This is a genomic window from Streptomyces sp. NPDC048254, assembly GCF_043201895.1.
Lineage (GTDB): Bacteria > Actinomycetota > Actinomycetes > Streptomycetales > Streptomycetaceae > Streptomyces.
This window is the reverse complement of the sequence record NZ_JBICZJ010000006.1, coordinates 42,093-60,440: the sequence shown is the minus strand read 5'-3', so window position 1 is coordinate 60,440 and position 18,348 is coordinate 42,093. Positions and strand designations below refer to the sequence as shown.

12 protein-coding genes are annotated in these 18,348 nt (G+C 71.0%); 8 read left to right on the top strand and 4 right to left on the bottom strand.

All coding sequences use genetic code 11. The features are described 5' to 3' along the window. The first annotated feature begins 155 nt into the window (after nucleotides 1-155). The 4 genes from ACGFZQ_RS18330 to ACGFZQ_RS18315 are packed head-to-tail and all read left to right on the top strand — an operon-like array spanning nucleotide 156 to nucleotide 7,248. Nucleotides 156-2,339, top strand: a complete 2,184-nt coding sequence (locus tag ACGFZQ_RS18330; protein ID WP_393841241.1) for a 1,4-beta-glucanase — start codon at nucleotides 156-158, stop codon at nucleotides 2,337-2,339. Next, nucleotides 2,339-4,306 (top strand): beta-galactosidase, encoded by a 1,968-nt coding sequence (locus tag ACGFZQ_RS18325; RefSeq protein WP_393841240.1) that lies wholly within the window; start codon nucleotides 2,339-2,341, stop codon nucleotides 4,304-4,306. The genes ACGFZQ_RS18330 and ACGFZQ_RS18325 overlap by 1 nt, the downstream gene beginning before the upstream one ends. Next, on the top strand, nucleotides 4,303-6,498 hold the full coding sequence (locus tag ACGFZQ_RS18320; RefSeq protein ID WP_393841239.1) for a glycoside hydrolase N-terminal domain-containing protein: 2,196 nt from the start codon (nucleotides 4,303-4,305) through the stop codon (nucleotides 6,496-6,498). The genes ACGFZQ_RS18325 and ACGFZQ_RS18320 overlap by 4 nt, the downstream gene beginning before the upstream one ends. A 36-nt stretch (nucleotides 6,499-6,534) precedes the next feature. Next, nucleotides 6,535-7,248: a hypothetical protein gene (locus ACGFZQ_RS18315; RefSeq protein WP_393841238.1), complete on the top strand. Its 714-nt coding sequence runs from the start codon at nucleotides 6,535-6,537 to the stop codon at nucleotides 7,246-7,248. A gap of 48 nt (nucleotides 7,249-7,296) precedes the next feature. On the opposite strand, the gene ACGFZQ_RS18310 is transcribed toward ACGFZQ_RS18315, so the two are convergent. From ACGFZQ_RS18310 to ACGFZQ_RS18300, 3 genes are all read right to left on the bottom strand, one after another. Next, nucleotides 7,297-8,484, bottom strand: a complete 1,188-nt coding sequence (locus ACGFZQ_RS18310) for a sulfotransferase family protein (RefSeq protein WP_393841237.1) — start codon at nucleotides 8,482-8,484, stop codon at nucleotides 7,297-7,299. 117 nt (nucleotides 8,485-8,601) lie between these two features. Then, entirely contained in the window at nucleotides 8,602-10,641 is a 2,040-nt protein-coding gene (locus tag ACGFZQ_RS18305; RefSeq protein WP_393841236.1) for a TIM-barrel domain-containing protein, read from the bottom strand. A gap of 286 nt (nucleotides 10,642-10,927) precedes the next feature. Next, nucleotides 10,928-11,935 (bottom strand): LacI family DNA-binding transcriptional regulator, encoded by a 1,008-nt coding sequence (locus tag ACGFZQ_RS18300; RefSeq protein ID WP_393841235.1) that lies wholly within the window; start codon nucleotides 11,933-11,935, stop codon nucleotides 10,928-10,930. A 233-nt stretch (nucleotides 11,936-12,168) separates the two neighbouring features. Between ACGFZQ_RS18300 and ACGFZQ_RS18295 the strand changes: the two genes are divergently transcribed. Further along, complete coding sequence (locus ACGFZQ_RS18295) at nucleotides 12,169-12,978, top strand: endo-1,4-beta-glucanase (RefSeq protein WP_393841234.1); 810 nt, start codon at nucleotides 12,169-12,171, stop codon at nucleotides 12,976-12,978. A 147-nt stretch (nucleotides 12,979-13,125) separates the two neighbouring features. Further along, nucleotides 13,126-15,060, top strand: coding sequence for an acyl-CoA dehydrogenase family protein (locus ACGFZQ_RS18290; protein ID WP_393841233.1), 1,935 nt, complete (start codon nucleotides 13,126-13,128; stop codon nucleotides 15,058-15,060). 4 nt (nucleotides 15,061-15,064) lie between these two features. On the opposite strand, the gene ACGFZQ_RS18285 is transcribed toward ACGFZQ_RS18290, so the two are convergent. Further along, nucleotides 15,065-15,523 carry a lamin tail domain-containing protein gene (locus ACGFZQ_RS18285; protein WP_393841232.1) on the bottom strand — a complete coding sequence of 153 codons (459 nt, stop codon included), beginning with the start codon at nucleotides 15,521-15,523 and terminating at the stop codon, nucleotides 15,065-15,067. A gap of 188 nt (nucleotides 15,524-15,711) precedes the next feature. On the opposite strand from ACGFZQ_RS18285, the gene dxr reads away from it, so the two are divergent. Both dxr and ACGFZQ_RS18275 read left to right on the top strand, forming a co-directional pair. Continuing rightward, on the top strand, nucleotides 15,712-16,992 hold the full coding sequence (gene dxr / locus ACGFZQ_RS18280; protein WP_351747548.1) for a 1-deoxy-D-xylulose-5-phosphate reductoisomerase: 1,281 nt from the start codon (nucleotides 15,712-15,714) through the stop codon (nucleotides 16,990-16,992). A gap of 8 nt (nucleotides 16,993-17,000) precedes the next feature. Continuing rightward, complete coding sequence (locus ACGFZQ_RS18275) at nucleotides 17,001-18,293, top strand: M50 family metallopeptidase (protein WP_393841506.1); 1,293 nt, start codon at nucleotides 17,001-17,003, stop codon at nucleotides 18,291-18,293. Nucleotides 18,294-18,348: the final 55 nt, after the last annotated feature.

Genomic DNA, 18,348 nt, shown 5'->3' with positions numbered 1-18,348 from the left:
GCTATTCAGCTGCGGGCAGTCGTGCCTCCCCCAGAGCCTGAAAGGCCTGGGGGGACCCCCAGGCGGCACGGGTGGGCGCAGCGGCACCCTGCCAGCGCCGGTAAGCGACACCCCCCGCTCCACCTCCACCCACCCACGCCCACCGAAGGTTCCCCATGCCCACCCTGAGCCGCAGAGCAGTCCTCGCCGCCACCGCGGCAACCGCAGCCCTCACCACCGTCCCCGCCTTCACCACCCCGGCCAACGCAGCCACCCCCACTTACCGTTGGCGCAACGCCGTGATCGGCGGTACCGGTTTCGTCACCGGCGTCCTCTTCCACCCCACCGCCCCCGGCCTCGCCTACGCCCGCACCGACATCGGCGGCGCCTACCGCTGGGACGCCCCCGCCGCCCGCTGGACCCCCCTCACCGACCACCTCGGCTGGGACGACTGGAACCTCCTCGGTGTCGAGGCCCTCGCCGTGGACCCCGCCCACCCGAACCGGCTCTACCTCGCCCTCGGCACCTACGCCCAGTCCTGGGCCGGCAACGGCGCGGTCCTCCGCTCCGACGACCGCGGCGCCACCTGGACCCGTACCGACCTCACCGTCAAGCTCGGCGCCAACGAGGACGGCCGGGGCACGGGCGAGCGCCTCCTCGTCGACCCGCGTGACAGCGACACCCTCTGGCTGGGGACGAGGCACGACGGACTGCTCAGGTCGACCGACCGCGGCGCCACGTGGGCGGCCGTCGCCGGTTTCCCGGCCGCCCCCGCCGCCTCCGGCCAGGGCGTCACCCTCCTCGTCGCCGTCGGCCGCGCCGTCTACGCGGGCTGGGGCGACGCCGACGGCAGCGCCACCGCCGTCAGCCTGTACCGCACCACCGACGGGACCACCTGGGAAGCCGTCCCCGGCCAACCCACCGGCACCTCCGCCAAGATCCCGGTCCGCGCCGCCCACGACCGGCACGCGCGCGAGCTGTACGTGACCTACGCCGACGCGCCCGGTCCCAACGGCCAGGCCGACGGCAGCGTGCACAAGCTCTCGACCGTCACCGGCCGCTGGACCGAGGTCACCCCCGTCCACCCCGGCGGCGGCGACATCTTCGGCTACGGCGGGGTCGCCGTCGACGCCCGCCGGCCCGGCACCGTCATCGTCTCGACGAACAACCGGTGGGCGGCCGTGGACACCCTCTACCGGACCACCGACGGCGGCCGTACCTGGACGTCCCTGAAGGACACCGCCGTCTTCGACGTGTCGGAGACTCCCTTCCTGAAGTGGGGCGGCGATCAGCCCAAGTTCGGGTGGTGGATCCAGGCCGTGGCCGTCGACCCGCACGACTCGAAGCACGTCGTCTACGGCACCGGTGCCACCCTCTACGGCACCCGCGACCTCGTCCACTGGGCCCCGCGGATCCGCGGTCTGGAGGAGACGTCCGTACTGCAGCTGGTGTCGCCCCCGGTCGGGGAGGCGCACCTGCTGAGCGGCTCGGGGGACATCGGCGTCCTGTACCACGAGCGGCTCACCGCGTCTCCGTCCCGCGGTATGGCCACGAACCCCGTGTTCGGGTCGGCGACGGGACTCGCGCAGGCCGCGGGCAGGCCTGCGTACGTGGTCCGCACCGGCTGGGGCGACCACGGCAACGGTGCCTTCTCGAACGACGGGGGCCGGACCTGGGCGCCCTTCGCCGCCCAGCCCTCCCTCGCCCACGACGCACCCGGGCCGATCGCCGCCAACGCCGACGGCAGCGTGCTGCTGTGGTCCTTCGTGCACTGGGACGGGACGAAGTACCCCGCCCACCGGTCGGACGACAACGGCGCCACCTGGACCGAGATCCCCTCCTTCCCGAAGGGCGCCACGCCGGTCGCCGACCCGGCCGACCCGACGCTCTTCTACGCATACGACACCGACACAGGAACGCTACAAGCCAGCACTGACAGTGGCCGTACGTTCACGGCGCGTGCCACCGGGCTGCCCGCCGGGGACAGTCAGTTCCAGTTGGTCGCGGCTCCCGGCAGATCCGGTGACCTGTGGCTGAGCGTGAAGTGGAACGGGTTGTACCGGTCCACCGATGGGGGTGTCACCTTCACCAAGGTCGCCAGCTGCTGGGCCGCCTACACCCTCGGCTTCGGCAGGGCCGCCGACGGCGCCGACTACCCGGCGATCTACCTCGTCGGCTCCACGGAGACCGTCACCGCCGTCCACCGCTCCGACGACGAGGCCGCGACCTGGACGCGTATCAACGACGACCGGCACCAGTGGGGCTGGACCGGACAGGCGATCACCGGCGACCCGCGCGTGTACGGCCGGGTCTACCTCGCCACCAACGGGCGCGGCATCCAGTACGGGGAGCCCGTCTGATGCCGAACCTCTCCGACGCCACCCGCGGCCGCATCCTCTTCGGCGGCGACTACAACCCCGAGCAGTGGCCCGAAGAGACCTGGCACGAGGACGTCCGGCTGATGAAGGCCGCCGGCGTCAACTCCGTGACCATGGGCGTCTTCTCCTGGGCGAAGCTCGAACCCCAGCCGGGGGAGCGCGACTTCGGCTGGCTGGACCGGCTCATGGACCTGATGCACGGCAACGGCATCGGAGTCGTCCTCGCCACCCCGACCTCCGCGCCGCCGCCGTGGCTGGGCCGGCTGCACCCGGACACCCTGCCCCGGGACGCGGACGGCCGCACCGAGTGGTGGGGCGGCCGCCAGCACTTCTCGCACTCCAGCGCCACCTACCGCCGCTACGCCGCCGCCATCACCGAGGACCTCGCCGCCCGCTACGGCGACCACCCGGCCCTCACCCTGTGGCACATCAACAACGAGTACTGCACCTTCGACTACGGCGACGAGGCGGCCGCCGCCTTCCGCCGCTGGCTGCGCGAGCGCTACGGCACCCTCGACGCCCTCAACTCCGCCTGGGGCACGGCCTTCTGGAGCCAGGGGTACGACACCTGGGACGGCATCCTGCCGCCGCGCCACGCCCACTACATGAAGAACCCCACCCAGGTGCTGGACTTCCACCGGTTCACCTCCGACATGCTCCTGGAGTGCTACGCGGCCGAACGGGACATCGTCGCCCGGCACACCCCGCACATCCCGGTGACCACCAACTTCATGCCGCTGTGGATCGGCCAGGACGCCTGGCGCTGGGCGGCGGAGGAGGACGTCGTCTCCGTCGACCTCTATCCCGACCCGCGCGATCCGCTGGGCGCGCAGCACGGCGCGCTCGTCCACGACCTCACCCGCTCCCAGGCGCGCGGCCCCTGGATGCTGATGGAGCAGGCCGCCGGGCCGGTCAACTGGCGCGGGGTCAACCACCCCAAACCCCGGGGCCTCAACCGTCAGTGGTCCCTCCAGGCCGTCGCCCGGGGCGCGGACGCCGTCTGCTACTTCCAGTGGCGGCAGTCCCGGCAGGGCGCGGAGAAGTTCCACTCGGGGATGGTCAGCCACGCGGGGGAGGAGGGCCGTACGTACCAGGAGGTCAAGCGCCTCGGCGCCGATCTCGCCGCCCTCGGCGACGAGGTGATCGGCAGTCACCTCGCCGCGGACGTCGCGGTCCTCCACGACTGGCACTCCTGGTGGGCCGGCGCCCACGAAGGCCGGCTCTCCGCCGAGGTGGACCTCCCCGACGTACTGCACGCCTGGCATCGCGCCCTCTGGGAGGCGAACCTCACCACCGACTTCGCCCACCCCGAACACGACCTGTCCGCCTACAAGCTGGTGGTCGTGCCCCAGCTGTACCTCCTCACCGACACCGCCATCGACAACCTCCTCGGCTACGTCCGGGGCGGTGGCACCCTGGTCAGCGGCTTCCTGACCGGCGTCGCCGACGAGGACGACCGGATCCGCCCCGGCGGCATGGACGCCCGGCTGCGCGAGCTGTTCGGCATCCGCACCCTGCACGAGTGGTGGCCGCTGGACGCGGGGGAGAGCGTCGGGTGCGAGGGCTTCCGGGGGATCCTGTGGTCGGAGGAGATCGAGGCCGCTCCCGGGGTCTCCGAGGCCGTGCCGTACCGGGGCGGGGAACTCGACGGGCTGCCCGCGGTGCTGCGCAACGGGCGCGCCTGGTACCTCTCCACGCTCCCCGAGCCGGAGGCGCTCCGGGAGCTGGTCGGGGGGATCGCCGCGGGGGCGGGGGTCCGTCCGGTGCTCGACGGGCTGCCGACGGGGGTGGAGGCGGTGCGCCGGGGTGAGCTGCTGTTCCTGTTCAACCACGGGCGCGAGGCGGTGAAGGTGCAAGTCCCGGGCACACACCGGGACTTGCTGACCGGTGCGGCCGTCACCGACGCGGTCACCCTCGACCGCTACGGAGTGGCGGTGCTCAAGCCATGACCACCACCGGACCCGTGCACGGCACCTGGGAGCCCGCCCCGGCCGCCCGTTGGGAGGACGCCTTCCTGAGCGGCAACGGCCACCACGGCGCCCTGGTGTTCGGTGATCCGAACGACGACCGTGTCATCGTCACCCAGCACACCCTCGTCCGCCCGAACGGCGGCGAACACGCCCGCCCGCCACACCTGGCCGCCGAACTCGCCGGCGTGCAGGACCGGTTGCTCGCGGGCGACCTCCGGGCCGCCGAGAGCTTCACCGACGGCCGCCCTCTCCAGTGGGTCCAGCCCTTCCACCCGGCCTTCCGGATACGGCTGCGCAGGCCGGAGGCCCGGGCGGACGGCTATCGCCGGACCGTCGACTTCAGTACCGGCGAGGTCGTCGCCACCACCGCCGACTGGACCAGCCGCCTCTTCGTCTCCCGCGCCGACGACGTGATCGTGCAGCAGGTCGGCACCGGCCACCTCGGCATCGCCCTCGACCACCGGCTCCCCGGCGCGCCGCCCGGCCTGGGCATCGGACACAGCGCTCTGCGCACCCCCGAGGGCGCCCTGCTCAGCCTCCGCGCCCGCTACCCCGGCAGCGACCGCGCCTACACCGGTGTCACCCTCGTCGCCGTCACCGGCGGCAGTACCGAGCTCGTCCCGCCCGGCGTCCGCGTCGCCTGCGCCGACTCCGTCCTCCTCCTCACCCGGGTCCGCCGCCACACCGGCGAACTCGACGTGACCGCCGAGGCGCGCGAGCTGCGCGAGATCCTCGAGGGCGCGCCGTCGTACGACACCCTGCTCGCCCGGCATCTCGAACCGCACCGCACCGCCTACACCCGGGTCACTCTCGACCTGGCCGCAGATCCCGCCGAACGAGCCCTGTCCGGCACCGAGTTGCTCAAGCGCACCCGCAGTGCCGCTCTCCTGGAGCGGCTCTTCGCCGCCGGCCGCTACCACCTGCTCTCCTCCTCCGGCCTCAACCCGCCCCGCCTGACCGGACTGTGGACCGGCGAGTGGGACACCGCCTGGTCCGGCGCCTTCACCAACGACGCCAACCTCAACCTCCAGACGGCCTCCGCGGGCGTCGCCGCACTCCCCGAAGTCACTGACGCCCTGCGGTCTCTGATCCAGCGTCAGCAAGCTGACTGGCGGGAGAACGCCCGTACGGTCTTCGGTGCCCGGGGCGTGGTCGCACCCGCGCACACCGACGGCGAGTCGGGGCTCTCGTACCACTTCAGCCGCGAGTACCCGCTGCACCTGTGGACGGCGGGCGCCGACTGGCTGCTCAAGCCGCTCGTCGACCACGACGAGATCCGCGGCGCGCGCGATCCGCGTACGGCCGCGCTGCTCGCCCAGGTCGCCGCCTTCTACGAGGACCTCCTCACCCGGACCGACGCCGACGGCCACCTGGTGATCGTGCCGTCCTACTCGCCCGAGAACCGGCCGGCCAACGGCAGTTGGGGTGCGGTCAACGCGGCGATGGACCTCTCGGCCGCCCGGCACGCCCTGCGCACGGCCGCCGACTACCACCCGGGACCGGACGCCGGCCGCTGGCGCGCCCTCGCGGATCGGCTCCCCCCGCACCGGATCAACGCCGACGGCGCCCTCGCCGAATGGGCCTGGCCCGGCCTGCGGGACACCTACGACCACCGCCACCTCAGCCACCTCTACGGCGTCTGGCCGCTCGACGAGATCACGCCCTACGACACCCCGGAACTGGCGGCCGCCGCCCACCGTGCGCTCGAACTGCGCGGAGCCGAGAACGACTCGGCGCACGGACACCTCCACCACGCACTCGTCGCCGCCCGGCTGCGGGACGGCGAACGGGTCGCCGCCGCCCTCGGCCAGGTCCTGGACGGCGACTTCTTCCACGCCTCCCTGATGAGCGCCCACTACCCGAACCGCGACGTCTACAACGCCGACGCCGCGCACACCCTGCCCGCCGTCCTGATCGAGGCCCTCGTCCAGTCGACCCCGGACCGGCTGGTCCTGCTCCCCGCACCCCCGACCGCCCTCGGCCGAGGGCGGCTGACCGGAATCCGCACCCGGTTCGGAGCCGAACTCGACCTTTCCTGGACCCCCGGCGGTGCGCGAGCCGTCCTGAAGCCGCACCGGACGCTCCGTATCGACCTGTGGACTTCCTCCGGCACCCAGCCGCTCGACCTCGTCGCCGGAGAAGACCACGTCCTCACCCTGGGGACGTGGTAGCCACCCGCACCTCCCCCCACCCATGGAAGGGACACCATGGCACCACACACGTATCGCAGGGCCGCCACCGCCCTGATCGCCCCCGCGCTCGCCCTCGGCGCCGTCGTCGGCCTCGCCTCGGCGCCCGCCTCGGCCGCCGTCTGGAGCTCCTGCGACCAGTGGGGCAACACCACGCTGAACGGCTACACCCTCTACAACAACATCTGGGGCTCCGGCGCCGGCACCCAGTGCATCTGGGCCAACTCCGGCACCAACTGGGGCGTCACCGCCAACCACCCCAACACCGGTGGCATCAAGTCGTACCCCAACTCCAAGAAGGTGATCAACAAGACGATCACCTCGCTGTCCTCGCTCACCAGCAGCTACAACGTGACCGTCCCGTCGTCCGGCGCGTACAACACCTCGTACGACATCTGGGACACCGGATACGCCAACGAGATCATGCTCTGGGTCAACAAGACCGGCGCCGTCGGCCCGCTCGGCACCTCGCAGGGCACGCTCACCCTGGGCAGCAACACCTGGACCGTCTACAAGGGCAACAACGGCGCGAACAACGTCTATTCGTTCATCCGGAGCTCCAACTCCACCTCCGGCACGATCGACATCCTGCCGATCCTGAAGTGGATCAAGGACACCAAGGGCTGGTTCGGCAACGTGACCATCGGTGACGTGCAGTTCGGCTACGAGATCACCAGCTCGTCCGGTGGGCTGAACTTCACCACCAACAGCCTCACCGTCAGCAGCAGCTGAGCCGGCCGGGCCGGCCCCGCGCGCGTCGCGGGGCCGGCCCGTGCGCGGTCACGCCCGGTCGACCTCCGCGCGTAGCGCGTTGTAGTCGGCGAAGGCCGTGTCGACGTCCGCGCGGCTGAGGCCGTAGCGGGCCAGGTCGTAGCTGTGAACGCGGGTGCCCTTGGGGCGGGCGACGACCGCGGGGAGGCGGGCCGCGTCGGCCTCGGTCCAGCGGGCGCCGACGGCCGCGTAGAGCTTCGGGGCGCCCGCGGCCGGCTCGGCGCCCAGCCAGGTGTACGGCACGTCCACCAGTGCCTCGCGAGGGATGCGCGCACGGGCGGCCAGGCCACGGGCGGCCGAGCGGCTGAGCAGCTCCAGCCAGGTGGCGCCGATCCGGTTCAGGTCGAGGGGGCGGGTGTTGACCGCCATCCCGTGCTCGACCAGGCTGCAGAACGAGGCCACGGCGGTGGCCGGATCGCGGTGCGTCCACACGATCGTGGCGTCCGGGAAGACCGCGCGCAGCGCGTCCAGGTTCTCCAGGTGCAGCGGGGACTTCAGCACCCAGCGGCGGCGCGGGCGGCCGTACTGGAGCACCTGGTAGATCTGCTTGAGGTACCGGTAGTCGGCCCCGAAGTCATGGCCCTCGTGCCAGGGCAGGTACTCCGGGATCACGGCCTGGGACAGCGGCATCACCGTGTGCGGCAGCGTGAAGGTGCACTCCTCCGGCCCCTCCGGGCGGAGGTTGTGGATGTGGCGGAAGCCCGGGGCGAAGAGGTTGATCCCGCCGACCAGGCGGCGGGCGGTCGTGATCGCCTTCTCCCGTTCCATGGGGTCGAGTTCGAGGTCGGGGGTGAGTAACTCCCAGAGCAGCGGGCAGCGGTGGTCCGCGGAGAGGGAGAGCACGCTGTGGGTGAGCGTGGTGGCGGTGCGGGGCAGGCCCACCACGAACACCGGCCGGTCGACCGGCTCCCGCTCGATCCCGGGGTGCTCGGCGAGCAGCCGGCGGACCCGGGCCCGGTTGGCGAGATGGCGGCCGATGTGGCCGCGCGCCGACAGCCAGCCGACGGGGGTGAGGTGCTCGGCGCCGGACCAACATCGCAGCAGGTGACGGAAGTCGTCGGCGAACCGCTCGTCGCCGTCGGCCGGCCCGGCCGCGTCGAGCAGCCGGTCGAAGGCCCGGTCCGGTGCCCGGCGGCCGCGGTAGGAAGGTCTGAGCAGCAGATTGGCGAGCGTGAGGGAGAGCGGTCCAAAGGACACGGCAACGGGACCCTTCGTGGGGGGACAGGAAGAGGGGATACGTACTACCCCCTCCAACTGCCCCACCACACCGCTGAGTTGAGACATTAACCGGCCGGTAACCGAAGTCTGCCGGTGCTACTCCGAGACCGGCAGTTCCGCCCCGTCCCGCAGGAACAGCGGGATACGGTCCAGCGGCGCGTCCACCGTCACCGCCGTACCGCCCTCGTACGACTCACCGGTCCACGCGTCCGTCCACCAGGCACCCGCCGGCAGATACGCCGTCCGGGCCGTGGCGCCCGCCGTCAGCACCGGCGCCACCAGGAGGTCCCGGCCGAACAGGTAACTGTCGTCGACCGTCCAGGCCGCCTGGTCCTGCGGGAACTCCAGGAACAGCGGCCGCAGCACCGGCAGACCCTCCTCGTGGGCCTCCCGCATGACCTGGAGGACGTAGGGCCTGAGGCGCTCGCGCAGCCGCAGGTACTTCTCCAGGATCGCGCCGGCCTCCGCGCCGTACGACCACACCTCGTTGGGACCGCCGGTCATGTCGGGGCCCAGCGCCATGCCCGGGTCGCGGAAGCCGTGCAGGCGCATCAGCGGGGACAGCGCGCCGAACTGGAACCAGCGGACCAGCACCTCGCGGTAGGCCGGATCGTCCGGGTCGCCGCCGTGGAAGCCGCCGATGTCCGTGTTCCACCAGGGGATACCGGACAGGGCCGTGTTGAGGCCGGCCGCGATCTGCCGGCGCAGGGTCGCGAAGTCGGTGCCGATGTCGCCGGACCACAGGGCGGCGCCGTAGCGCTGGCTGCCCGCCCAGGCCGAACGGTTGAGGGTGACGACCTCCTCGCCCTGCGCCCGCAGGCCCTCGTGGAAGGTGCGGGAGTTCTCGGCGGGATAGCTGTTGCCGACCTCCAGACCCGGGCCCGTCCAGTAGCGCAGGTTCTCCTGGAAGCCGGGCTTCAGCTCGGGCTCGCAGGCGTCCAGCCAGAACGCCGTGATGCCGTACGGATCGAGGTAGTTCTCCTTCACCCGGGACCACACGAAGGCGCGGGCCTCGGGGTTGGTGGCGTCGTAGAAGGCGACCTGGACGGTCGACGCCACCTCCTTGTCCGGCCAGTCGGCGTGCGCCATCGGGCCGTACTGGGTGCCGATGAAGTACCCGCGCTGCTCCATCACCGGGTGGTTCTCGGACAGCGGGGACACCGACGGCCACACGCTCACCACCAGCTTGACGCCCAGCTCGGCCAGTTCGCGGACCATCGCGGCCGGGTCGGGCCATTCCTTCGGGTCGAACTTCCAGTCGCCGAGGTGGGTCCAGTGGAAGAAGTCGCAGACGATCGCGGAGAGGGGCAGCCCGCGCCGCTTGTACTCACGGGCCACGGCGAGGAGCTCGTCCTGGGTGCGGTAGCGCAGCTTGCACTGCCAGAAGCCCGCCGCCCATTCCGGCAGCATCGGCGAACGGCCGGTCACCGCGCTGTAGTTGCGCTGGCCGTCGGCGGGATCGCCGGCGGTGATCCAGTAGTCGAGCTGGCGGGCCGAGTCGGCCACCCAGCGGGTGCCGTTGCCGGCCAGTTCGACGCGGCCGATCGCGGGGTTGTTCCACAGGAGGGTGTAGCCGCGGCTGGAGACCAGGACCGGGACCGAGACCTCGGCGTTGCGCTGGACCAGGTCGAGGACCAGGCCCTTCTGGTCGAGGCGGCCGTGCTGGTGCTGGCCCAGGCCGTACAGCCGCTCGCCCTCGTAGGCGGCGAACCGCTGCTCCAGCCGGTGGTGGCCGTTGCCGACGGCGGTGTAGAGACGCGAGCCGGGCCACCAGAAGTGGGCGCGCTGCTCGGCCAGGATCTCCGAGAGGTCGTCGGTGCGCAGGAACCGGACCAGGCCCTCGGCGGACACCTCGACGGTCAGGCCGCCGACCGTCAGCCGGCCTTCACCGTCGACGATCTCGACGGTCGACCCGGTGGCCGGCGGCTCGTCGAGCAGGGCGCCCGGCAGGTCGTCGAGGACCGGACCGCCGAGCCGGGCACGCACCCGGACCGCGTCCGGCCCCCATGGCTCGATCCGCAGCGTCTCCTGGCGCCCGCTCCACTCCAGGGCACCGTCCCGCTCACGGAACGTGCCGACGGTGGGGGAGGACTGCGCGAGGCTCACCTTGGGCTGCGCTTCGGCGGACTGATTCACTGGCAGCCTCCGATGATGTCGCGGACCGTCACCCAGGCGATCGGGTAAGCTACGCAACGTGCGTAGCGAGAACCAAGCACGCGCAACCTCCTTGTCTTTCGGGACAACCGGGCTGGTTCCAACCCGGCTGGTGCTGATCGCGTAAGACCCGGTCGTTCGCTGAGCGGCCGAGCGGCGTGAGCCAGGAATCCCTCTGTTCCCACAGGGGGAGGGTTCAAGAGGCGTGCTCCTGAAGGAGCACAGGCATGGGATGCCCAGGTAGAGGCGGGTGAGCGGTGCCGGAGCGTCAGGCCGGCGCCGGGCCCGTGCTCGCCCGCACCGTCAACTCGGGCGCGATCAGCACGACTTCGTCACCGCCCCGGCCGTCCAGCTTGGCGACCAGGTGCTCCACGGCGTGCCGGCCCATCTCCTGGGCGGGGATGGCGACGGACGTCAGCCGCACCGAGGCCTGGACGGCGACCTGGTCCGGGCAGATCGCGACCACCGACACGTCCTCGGGCACGGCCCGGCCCTGCTGGCGCAGCAGCGCGAGCAGCGGCTCCACCGCGGACTCGTTCTGGACGACGAAGCCCGTGGTGCCCGGGCGCTCGTCGAAGATCCGGGCCAGGGTGACGGTCATCGCGTCGTACCCGCCCTCGCACGGCCGGTGCAGCACCCGCAGCCCCAACTCCCGGGCCCGGGACCGCAGTCCGTCGAGGGTGCGTTCGGCGAAGCCGGTGTGCCGCTCGTAGACCGCCGGCGCCTCGCCGATGACAGCGATGTCGTGGTGGCCGAGCTTCGCGAGGTGCTCCACGCACAGCGCGCCGGTCGCCCCGAAGTCGAGATCGACGCAGGTCAGCCCGGTGGTGGAGGCGGGCAGACCGATGAGCACGGTGGGCTGGTCGGTCCCCCGGAGCAGCGGCAGCCGTTCGTCCTCCAGTTCCACGTCCATCAGGATCATCGCGTCCGCCAGCCCGCTGCCGGTGACCCGGCGTACCGCGTCCGGCCCCTCCTCGCCGGTGAGCAGCAGGACGTCGTAGCCGTGCGCGCGGGCCGTGGTGGCCACGGCGATCGCGATCTCCATCATCACCGGCACGTACATGTCCGTGCGCAGCGGGATCATCAGCGCGATGATGTTCGACCGGCTGCTGGCCAGGGCACGGGCGCCGGCGTTCGGGTGGTAGCCCAGCTCCCGGATGCTCTGCTCGACCCGCTGCCGGGTGGTGGTGGAGATGGACCGCTTGCCGCTGAGGACATAGCTCACCGTGCTCGCCGAGACTCCGGCGTGCTGGGCGACCTCGGCGAGGGTGACCATCCAGCTCTCCAAGTTTTGTGAAGCGCTTCGACAGTGCGCATTGCTGACAAGGGTGAGTGAGGGTGGTTCGACAGTAGCTTCAGTGGGGGTGGGTGTCCATAGGGTGTCGAAGCGCTTCGACAGTTAATTGACGGCACGCCTTCGGCAACCTTTCGGAGGGGCGGCGGTCACAAGGAGGTCGTACGGCCGTCAGACGGGTCGTACCCCGAACCGTCCCCTGGAAGGACCCCTCGATGCAACACCGCAGACCGCGCCTGTCCACTACGGCGAAGTCGCTGCTGGCCGCCTCGGTCGCGCTTGCGGCCGCCGCGGGCGTCACCGTGGCGCAGGCCGGCGAGTCGAGCAGGAAGTGCACCGCCTTCGACACCGTCACGCTCGGCAAGTACTACCTGAACAACAACCTCTGGGGTCAGGACAGGGGCACCGGCAGCCAGTGCGTCTGGGACAACTCCCGGTCGGGCTCGACGATCTCCTGGGGGACGTCGTACACCTGGGCGAACAACAGCAAGGGCACCGACTCGGACGTCAAGTCGTACGCCAGTACCGTCCTCGGCTGGCACTGGGGCTGGAAGACCGACAAGGCGTCCACCGGGCTGCCGATCCGGGTCGGCGACCGCAAGAAGGTCACCGCCAAGTGGAGCTTCGCCCTCAGCTCCGACCCCGGCACCCTGAACGTGGCCTACGACCTCTGGCTGCACGCCAAGAGCACCGCGGACTGGCAGGACCAGCCCACCGACGAGATCATGATCTGGCTCAACCGCCAGGGCGGCGCGGGCCCGCTGGGCACCAAGTACGGCAGCGTCAGCCTGGGCGGGGCGATGTGGGACATCTACCAGGGCGACATCGGCTGGCACGTCTACTCCTTCGTCCGCCGCGCCAACACCACCAGCGCCACGCTGAACCTCGACGACTTCACCCAGGCCCTGGTCCGCCGCAAGCTGCTGAGCGAGGACAAGTACGTCTCCGGCATCGAGTCCGGCAGCGAGGTCTTCAAGGGCTCGGGCCGCCTGGACACCGGGTCGTACTCCGTCGACATCGGCTGACACGCCCTCGGGGGACGGTCGGCCCGGGTGACCCGATCGGACCGCGAGGACTGGTGGGGGCGGCCCGTTTCGGGTACCAACGATCCAGTAGCACTGGTCGGTACCGAACAGTCCGCAACACTCCCTTTCGTGGCGAGGTGAGCCCCAATGTCCGCCCCCACCACCAAGAAACCCACCGTCACCGAGCGGGAAGCCCGTCAGGTGGCGGAGGCCGCCCGGGAACAGGACTGGCGCAAGCCCAGCTTCGCCAAGGAACTGTTCCTCGGGCGCTTCCGGCTCGACCTCATCCACCCGCATCCGCTCCCCGCGGACGAGGACGTGCGCCGCGGCGAGGAATTCCTCGCACGGCTGCGCGAGTTCTGCGAGACGAAGATCGACTCGGCCCGCATCGAGCGCGAGGCCCGCATCCCCGACGAGGTCGTCTCCGGCCTCAAGGAGATCGGCGCCCTCGGCATGAAGATCGACACCAAGTACGGCGGCCTCGGCCTGACCCAGGTCTACTACAACAAGGCCCTCGCCCTGGTCGGCTCCGCGAACCCGGCGGTCGGCGCGCTGCTCTCCGCCCACCAGTCGATCGGCGTACCCCAGCCGCTGAAGATCTTCGGCACCCAGGAGCAGAAGGACGCCTTCCTGCCCCGCTGCGCCCGCACCGACATCTCCGCGTTCCTGCTCACCGAGCCGGACGTCGGCTCGGACCCGGCCCGCCTGGCCACCACCGCCGTACGGGACGGGGACGACTACGTCCTCGACGGGGTGAAGCTGTGGACCACCAACGGGGTGGTCGCCGACCTGCTCGTGGTCATGGCGCGCGTCCCCAAGTCCGCGGACGGCAAGGGCGGCATCACGGCCTTCGTGGTCGAGGCCGGCTCCGAGGGCGTCACCGTCGAGAACCGCAACGCCTTCATGGGCCTGCGCGGCCTCGAGAACGGCGTGACCCGCTTCCACCGGGTCCGGGTCCCGGCCGCCAACCGCATCGGCCCCGAGGGCGCGGGCCTCAAGATCGCCCTCACCACCCTCAACACCGGCCGGCTCTCCCTGCCCGCGATGTGCGTGGGCGCCGGCAAGTGGTGTCTGAAGATCGCCCGCGAGTGGTCGGCCGTCCGCGAGCAGTGGGGCAAGCCCGTCGCGCTGCACGAGGCGGTCGGCTCCAAGATCAGCTTCATCGCGGCGACCACCTTCGCCTTGGAGGCGGTCGTCGACCTGTCCTCCCAGATGGCCGACGAGAACCGCAACGACATCCGTATCGAGGCCGCCCTCGCCAAGCTCTACGGCTCCGAGATGGGCTGCCTGATGGCTGACGAGCTGGTCCAGATCCGCGGCGGCCGCGGCTTCGAGACGGCGGAGTCCCTCGCGGCGCGCGGGGAACGTGCCGTCCCCGCCGAACAGCTCCTGCGCGACCTGCGCATCAACCGCATCTTCGAGGGCTCCACGGAGATCATGCACCTGCTGATCGCGCGCGAGGCCGTCGACGCCCACCTCTCGGTCGCCGGCGACCTCATCGACCCCGACAAGTCCCTCCAGGACAAGGCGAAGGCGGGCGCCAACGCGGGCGTCTTCTACGCCAAGTGGCTGCCGAAGCTGGTCGCGGGTCCGGGTCAGCTCCCCACGTCGTACGCCGACTTCAAGCACGGCGTGGACCTCTCCCCGCATCTGCGCTACGTCGAGCGGCACGCCCGCAAGCTCGCCCGGTCCACCTTCTACGCCATGTCCCGCTGGCAGGGCCGGATGGAGACCAAGCAGGGCTTCCTGGGCCGGATCGTGGACATCGGCGCCGAGCTGTTCGCGATGAGCGCGGCCTGTGTGCGTGCCGAACTGCTGCGCCGCCAGGGCGACCACGGCCGCGAGGCCTACCAGCTCGCCGACGCGTTCTGCCGACAGGCCCGGGTCCGCGTCGACGAGCTGTTCACCCGCCTGTGGTCGAACACCGACGACCTGGACCGCAAGGTCGTCAAGGGGGTGCTCGGCGGCTCCTACGAGTGGCTGGAGCGGGGGATCGTCGACCCGTCGGGCGAGGGCCCGTGGATCGCCGACGCGACGCCTGGTCCGGCCACCCGGGAGAACGTCCGCCGCCCGCTGAAGTAGCGATTCAGCAGTACTTGTCGCTCGGATCCCGCGTCGTCCAGGAGCAGGAGTCGACCTTGGTGCCGGTCGCCTTGGTCAGCGTCGCCGTGTCGCTGGTGTTGTTCCACACGTAGGCGCGGCGGTTCTGGAACTTGTCCGACGCGGTGTCCGTCCCCCGGCCGGTGTGCACCTTCATCGTCTTGTGGGCGCCGATCTTGATGTTCTCGAAGACGTAGCGGTGGTTCGAGGTGTCCTTCAGGACCCAGCCCTTGATGGAGACGGCCGAGCCGCCGGTGTTCTTGATCTGCACCCACTCGGCGTTGAGGCTCGTGTTGGAGCGGTTGTCGCTGCCCGGGCTGTCGAACCAGACGTGGTAGATGGTCACGCCGCCGGCGGCCTGCGCCGGGGTGCTGAGCAGGGTGCCGGTGAGCAGCGCGGCGCCCGCGAGCGCGGGCAGGGCAGCACGTATGCGCACAGTACGCATGGAGAGATCCCCCCAGGATGTCTTCCGGTCGGGTCGGCCCGTCGCCGACCCGACAGAAGTGTTATCACATGATCTTCACGTGAACCTCACAAGGGGAATTCCGCTTCATACGGCGCCAAGAACTGATAAGGCACCCGCGTGAGGGACGCGCTGTCCTCCGGGCCGCCGGTTGCGGCAACAATGGGGGGATGACCGACAGTCCTGCCAGTCCGGCCCCCCTCGCCGATCCGCACCTCGTGTACGACCCGCTCGCGGGCGACGGCCCCAAGGACGTGGTGATCCTCGGCTCCACCGGATCCATCGGCACCCAGGCCATCGACCTCGTCCTGCGCAACCCCGACCGCTTCCGGGTCACCGCGCTCTCCGCCAACGGCGGCCGGGTCGCCCTCCTCGCCGAGCAGGCGCACCGGCTGCGGGTACGGACCGTCGCGGTCGCCCGAGAGGACGTCGTACCGGCACTGCGCGAGGCCCTGACCGGTCTCTACGGCGCCGGCGAGGCGCTCCCCGAGATCCTCGCCGGACCGGAGGCGGCCACCTGGGTAGCCGCCTCCGACTGCCACACCGTCCTCAACGGCATCACCGGCTCCATCGGCCTCGCGCCCACCCTCGCCGCCCTGGAGGCGGGCCGCACCCTCGCGCTCGCCAACAAGGAGTCGCTGATCGTCGGGGGCCCGCTGGTCAAGGCGCTGGCCAAGCCCGGCCAGATCATCCCGGTCGACTCCGAGCACGCGGCTCTCTTCCAGGCGCTGGCGGCGGGGACCCGGGCCGACGTCCGCAAACTGGTCGTCACCGCCTCCGGGGGGCCCTTCCGGGGCCGGACCAAGGCCGACCTGGCCCGGGTGACCGTCGACGAAGCGCTCGCCCACCCCACCTGGGCGATGGGGCCGGTCATCACGATCAACTCCGCCACCCTGGTCAACAAGGGACTGGAAGTCATCGAGGCACACCTCCTCTACGACATTCCCTTCGATCGGATTGAGGTGGTCGTGCACCCGCAGTCGTATGTCCACTCGATGGTCGAGTTCACGGACGGATCCACGATCGCGCAGGCGACGCCCCCCGACATGCGGGGGCCGATCGCCATCGGTCTCGGCTGGCCCGAACGGGTCCCGGACGCGGCCCCCGCCTTCGACTGGAGCAAGGCCTCCACCTGGGAGTTCTTCCCACTGGACAACGAGGCCTTCCCCTCCGTGAACCTCGCCCGGCACGTCGGTGAGCTCGCGGGCACCGCGCCGGCGGTGTTCAATGCGGCCAACGAGGAATGCGTCGAGGCGTTCCGGAGCGGTCTGCTGCCCTTCAACGGGATCATGGAGACCGTCACCCGGGTCGTCGAGGAACACGGCACACCCCGTACGGGTCGGACGGGAACTTCGCTCACCGTGCCGGACGTACTCGAAGCGGAGACCTGGGCCCGGGCCCGGGCCCGGGAACTGACAGCACAGACGGCGACCGCGGAGGCGCGTGCATGACAGCCCTGATGATGATCCTCGGCATAGTCGTCTTCGTGATCGGCCTGCTGGTCTCGATCGCCTGGCACGAGCTGGGGCACCTGTCCACCGCCAAGCTCTTCGGCATCCGCGTCCCGCAGTACATGGTCGGCTTCGGCCCGACCATCTGGTCGCGGCACAAGGGCGAGACCGAGTACGGCTTCAAGGCCATCCCGGCCGGCGGCTACATCCGCATGATCGGCATGTTCCCGCCGGGCGCCGACGGCCGGATCACCGCGCGCTCCACCTCCCCCTGGCGCAGCATGATCGAGGACGCCCGCTCGGCCGCCTTCGAGGAGCTCCAGCCCGGCGACGAGACCCGCCTCTTCTACACGCGCGCCCCCTGGAAGCGCGTGATCGTGATGTTCGCGGGCCCCTTCATGAACCTGATCCTCGCGGTGGCCCTGTTCCTCACGGTCCTGATGGGCTTCGGCATCTCCCAGCAGACCACCACCGTCAGCTCGGTCTCCCAGTGCGTGATCGCGCAGAGCCAGAACCGCGACACCTGCAAGAAGACCGACGCGGCCGCCCCGGCCGCCGCCGCGGGCCTGAAGGCCGGCGACAAGATCGTCTCCTTCGACGGGGTGCGGACCACCAGCTGGAACCAGCTCTCCGACCTGATCCGCGCCACCCCCGGCAAGGACGTCGCGATCGTCGTCGACCGCAAGGGCCAGGACGTCACCCTGCACGCGAAGATCGCCACCAACCAGGTCGCCAAGAAGGACTCCAGCGGCCAGATCGTCCAGGGCCAGTACGTCACGGCGGGCTTCCTCGGCTTCAGCGCGGCCACCGGCATCGTCCGCCAGGACCTCGGCCAGTCGGTGACCTGGATGGGCGACCGCCTCGGCGAGGCCGTCGACTCCATCGCGGGCCTGCCCGGAAAGATCCCGGCCCTGTGGGACGCGGCCTTCGACGGCGCCCCCCGCCAGCCGGACTCCCCGATGGGCGTGGTCGGCGCGGCACGGGTCGGCGGCGAGATCTTCACCCTCGACATCCCGCCCACGCAGCAGCTGGCCATGGCCCTGATGCTGGTGGCCGGGTTCAACCTCTCCCTGTTCCTCTTCAACATGCTCCCGCTGCTCCCGCTGGACGGCGGCCACATCGCGGGCGCCCTGTGGGAGTCACTCCGCCGCAACCTGGCGAGGGTGCTCCGCCGCCCGGACCCCGGCCCCTTCGACGTGGCGAAGCTGATGCCGGTGGCTTATGTGGTGGCCGGGATCTTCATCTGCTTTACGGTTCTCGTGCTCATTGCAGATGTCGTTAATCCGGTCAAAATCAGCTAGCTAACGAGCAATTTCTGTCGCTCTGCCTGGGTCGCGTCCTTCACTCGCCTAACTC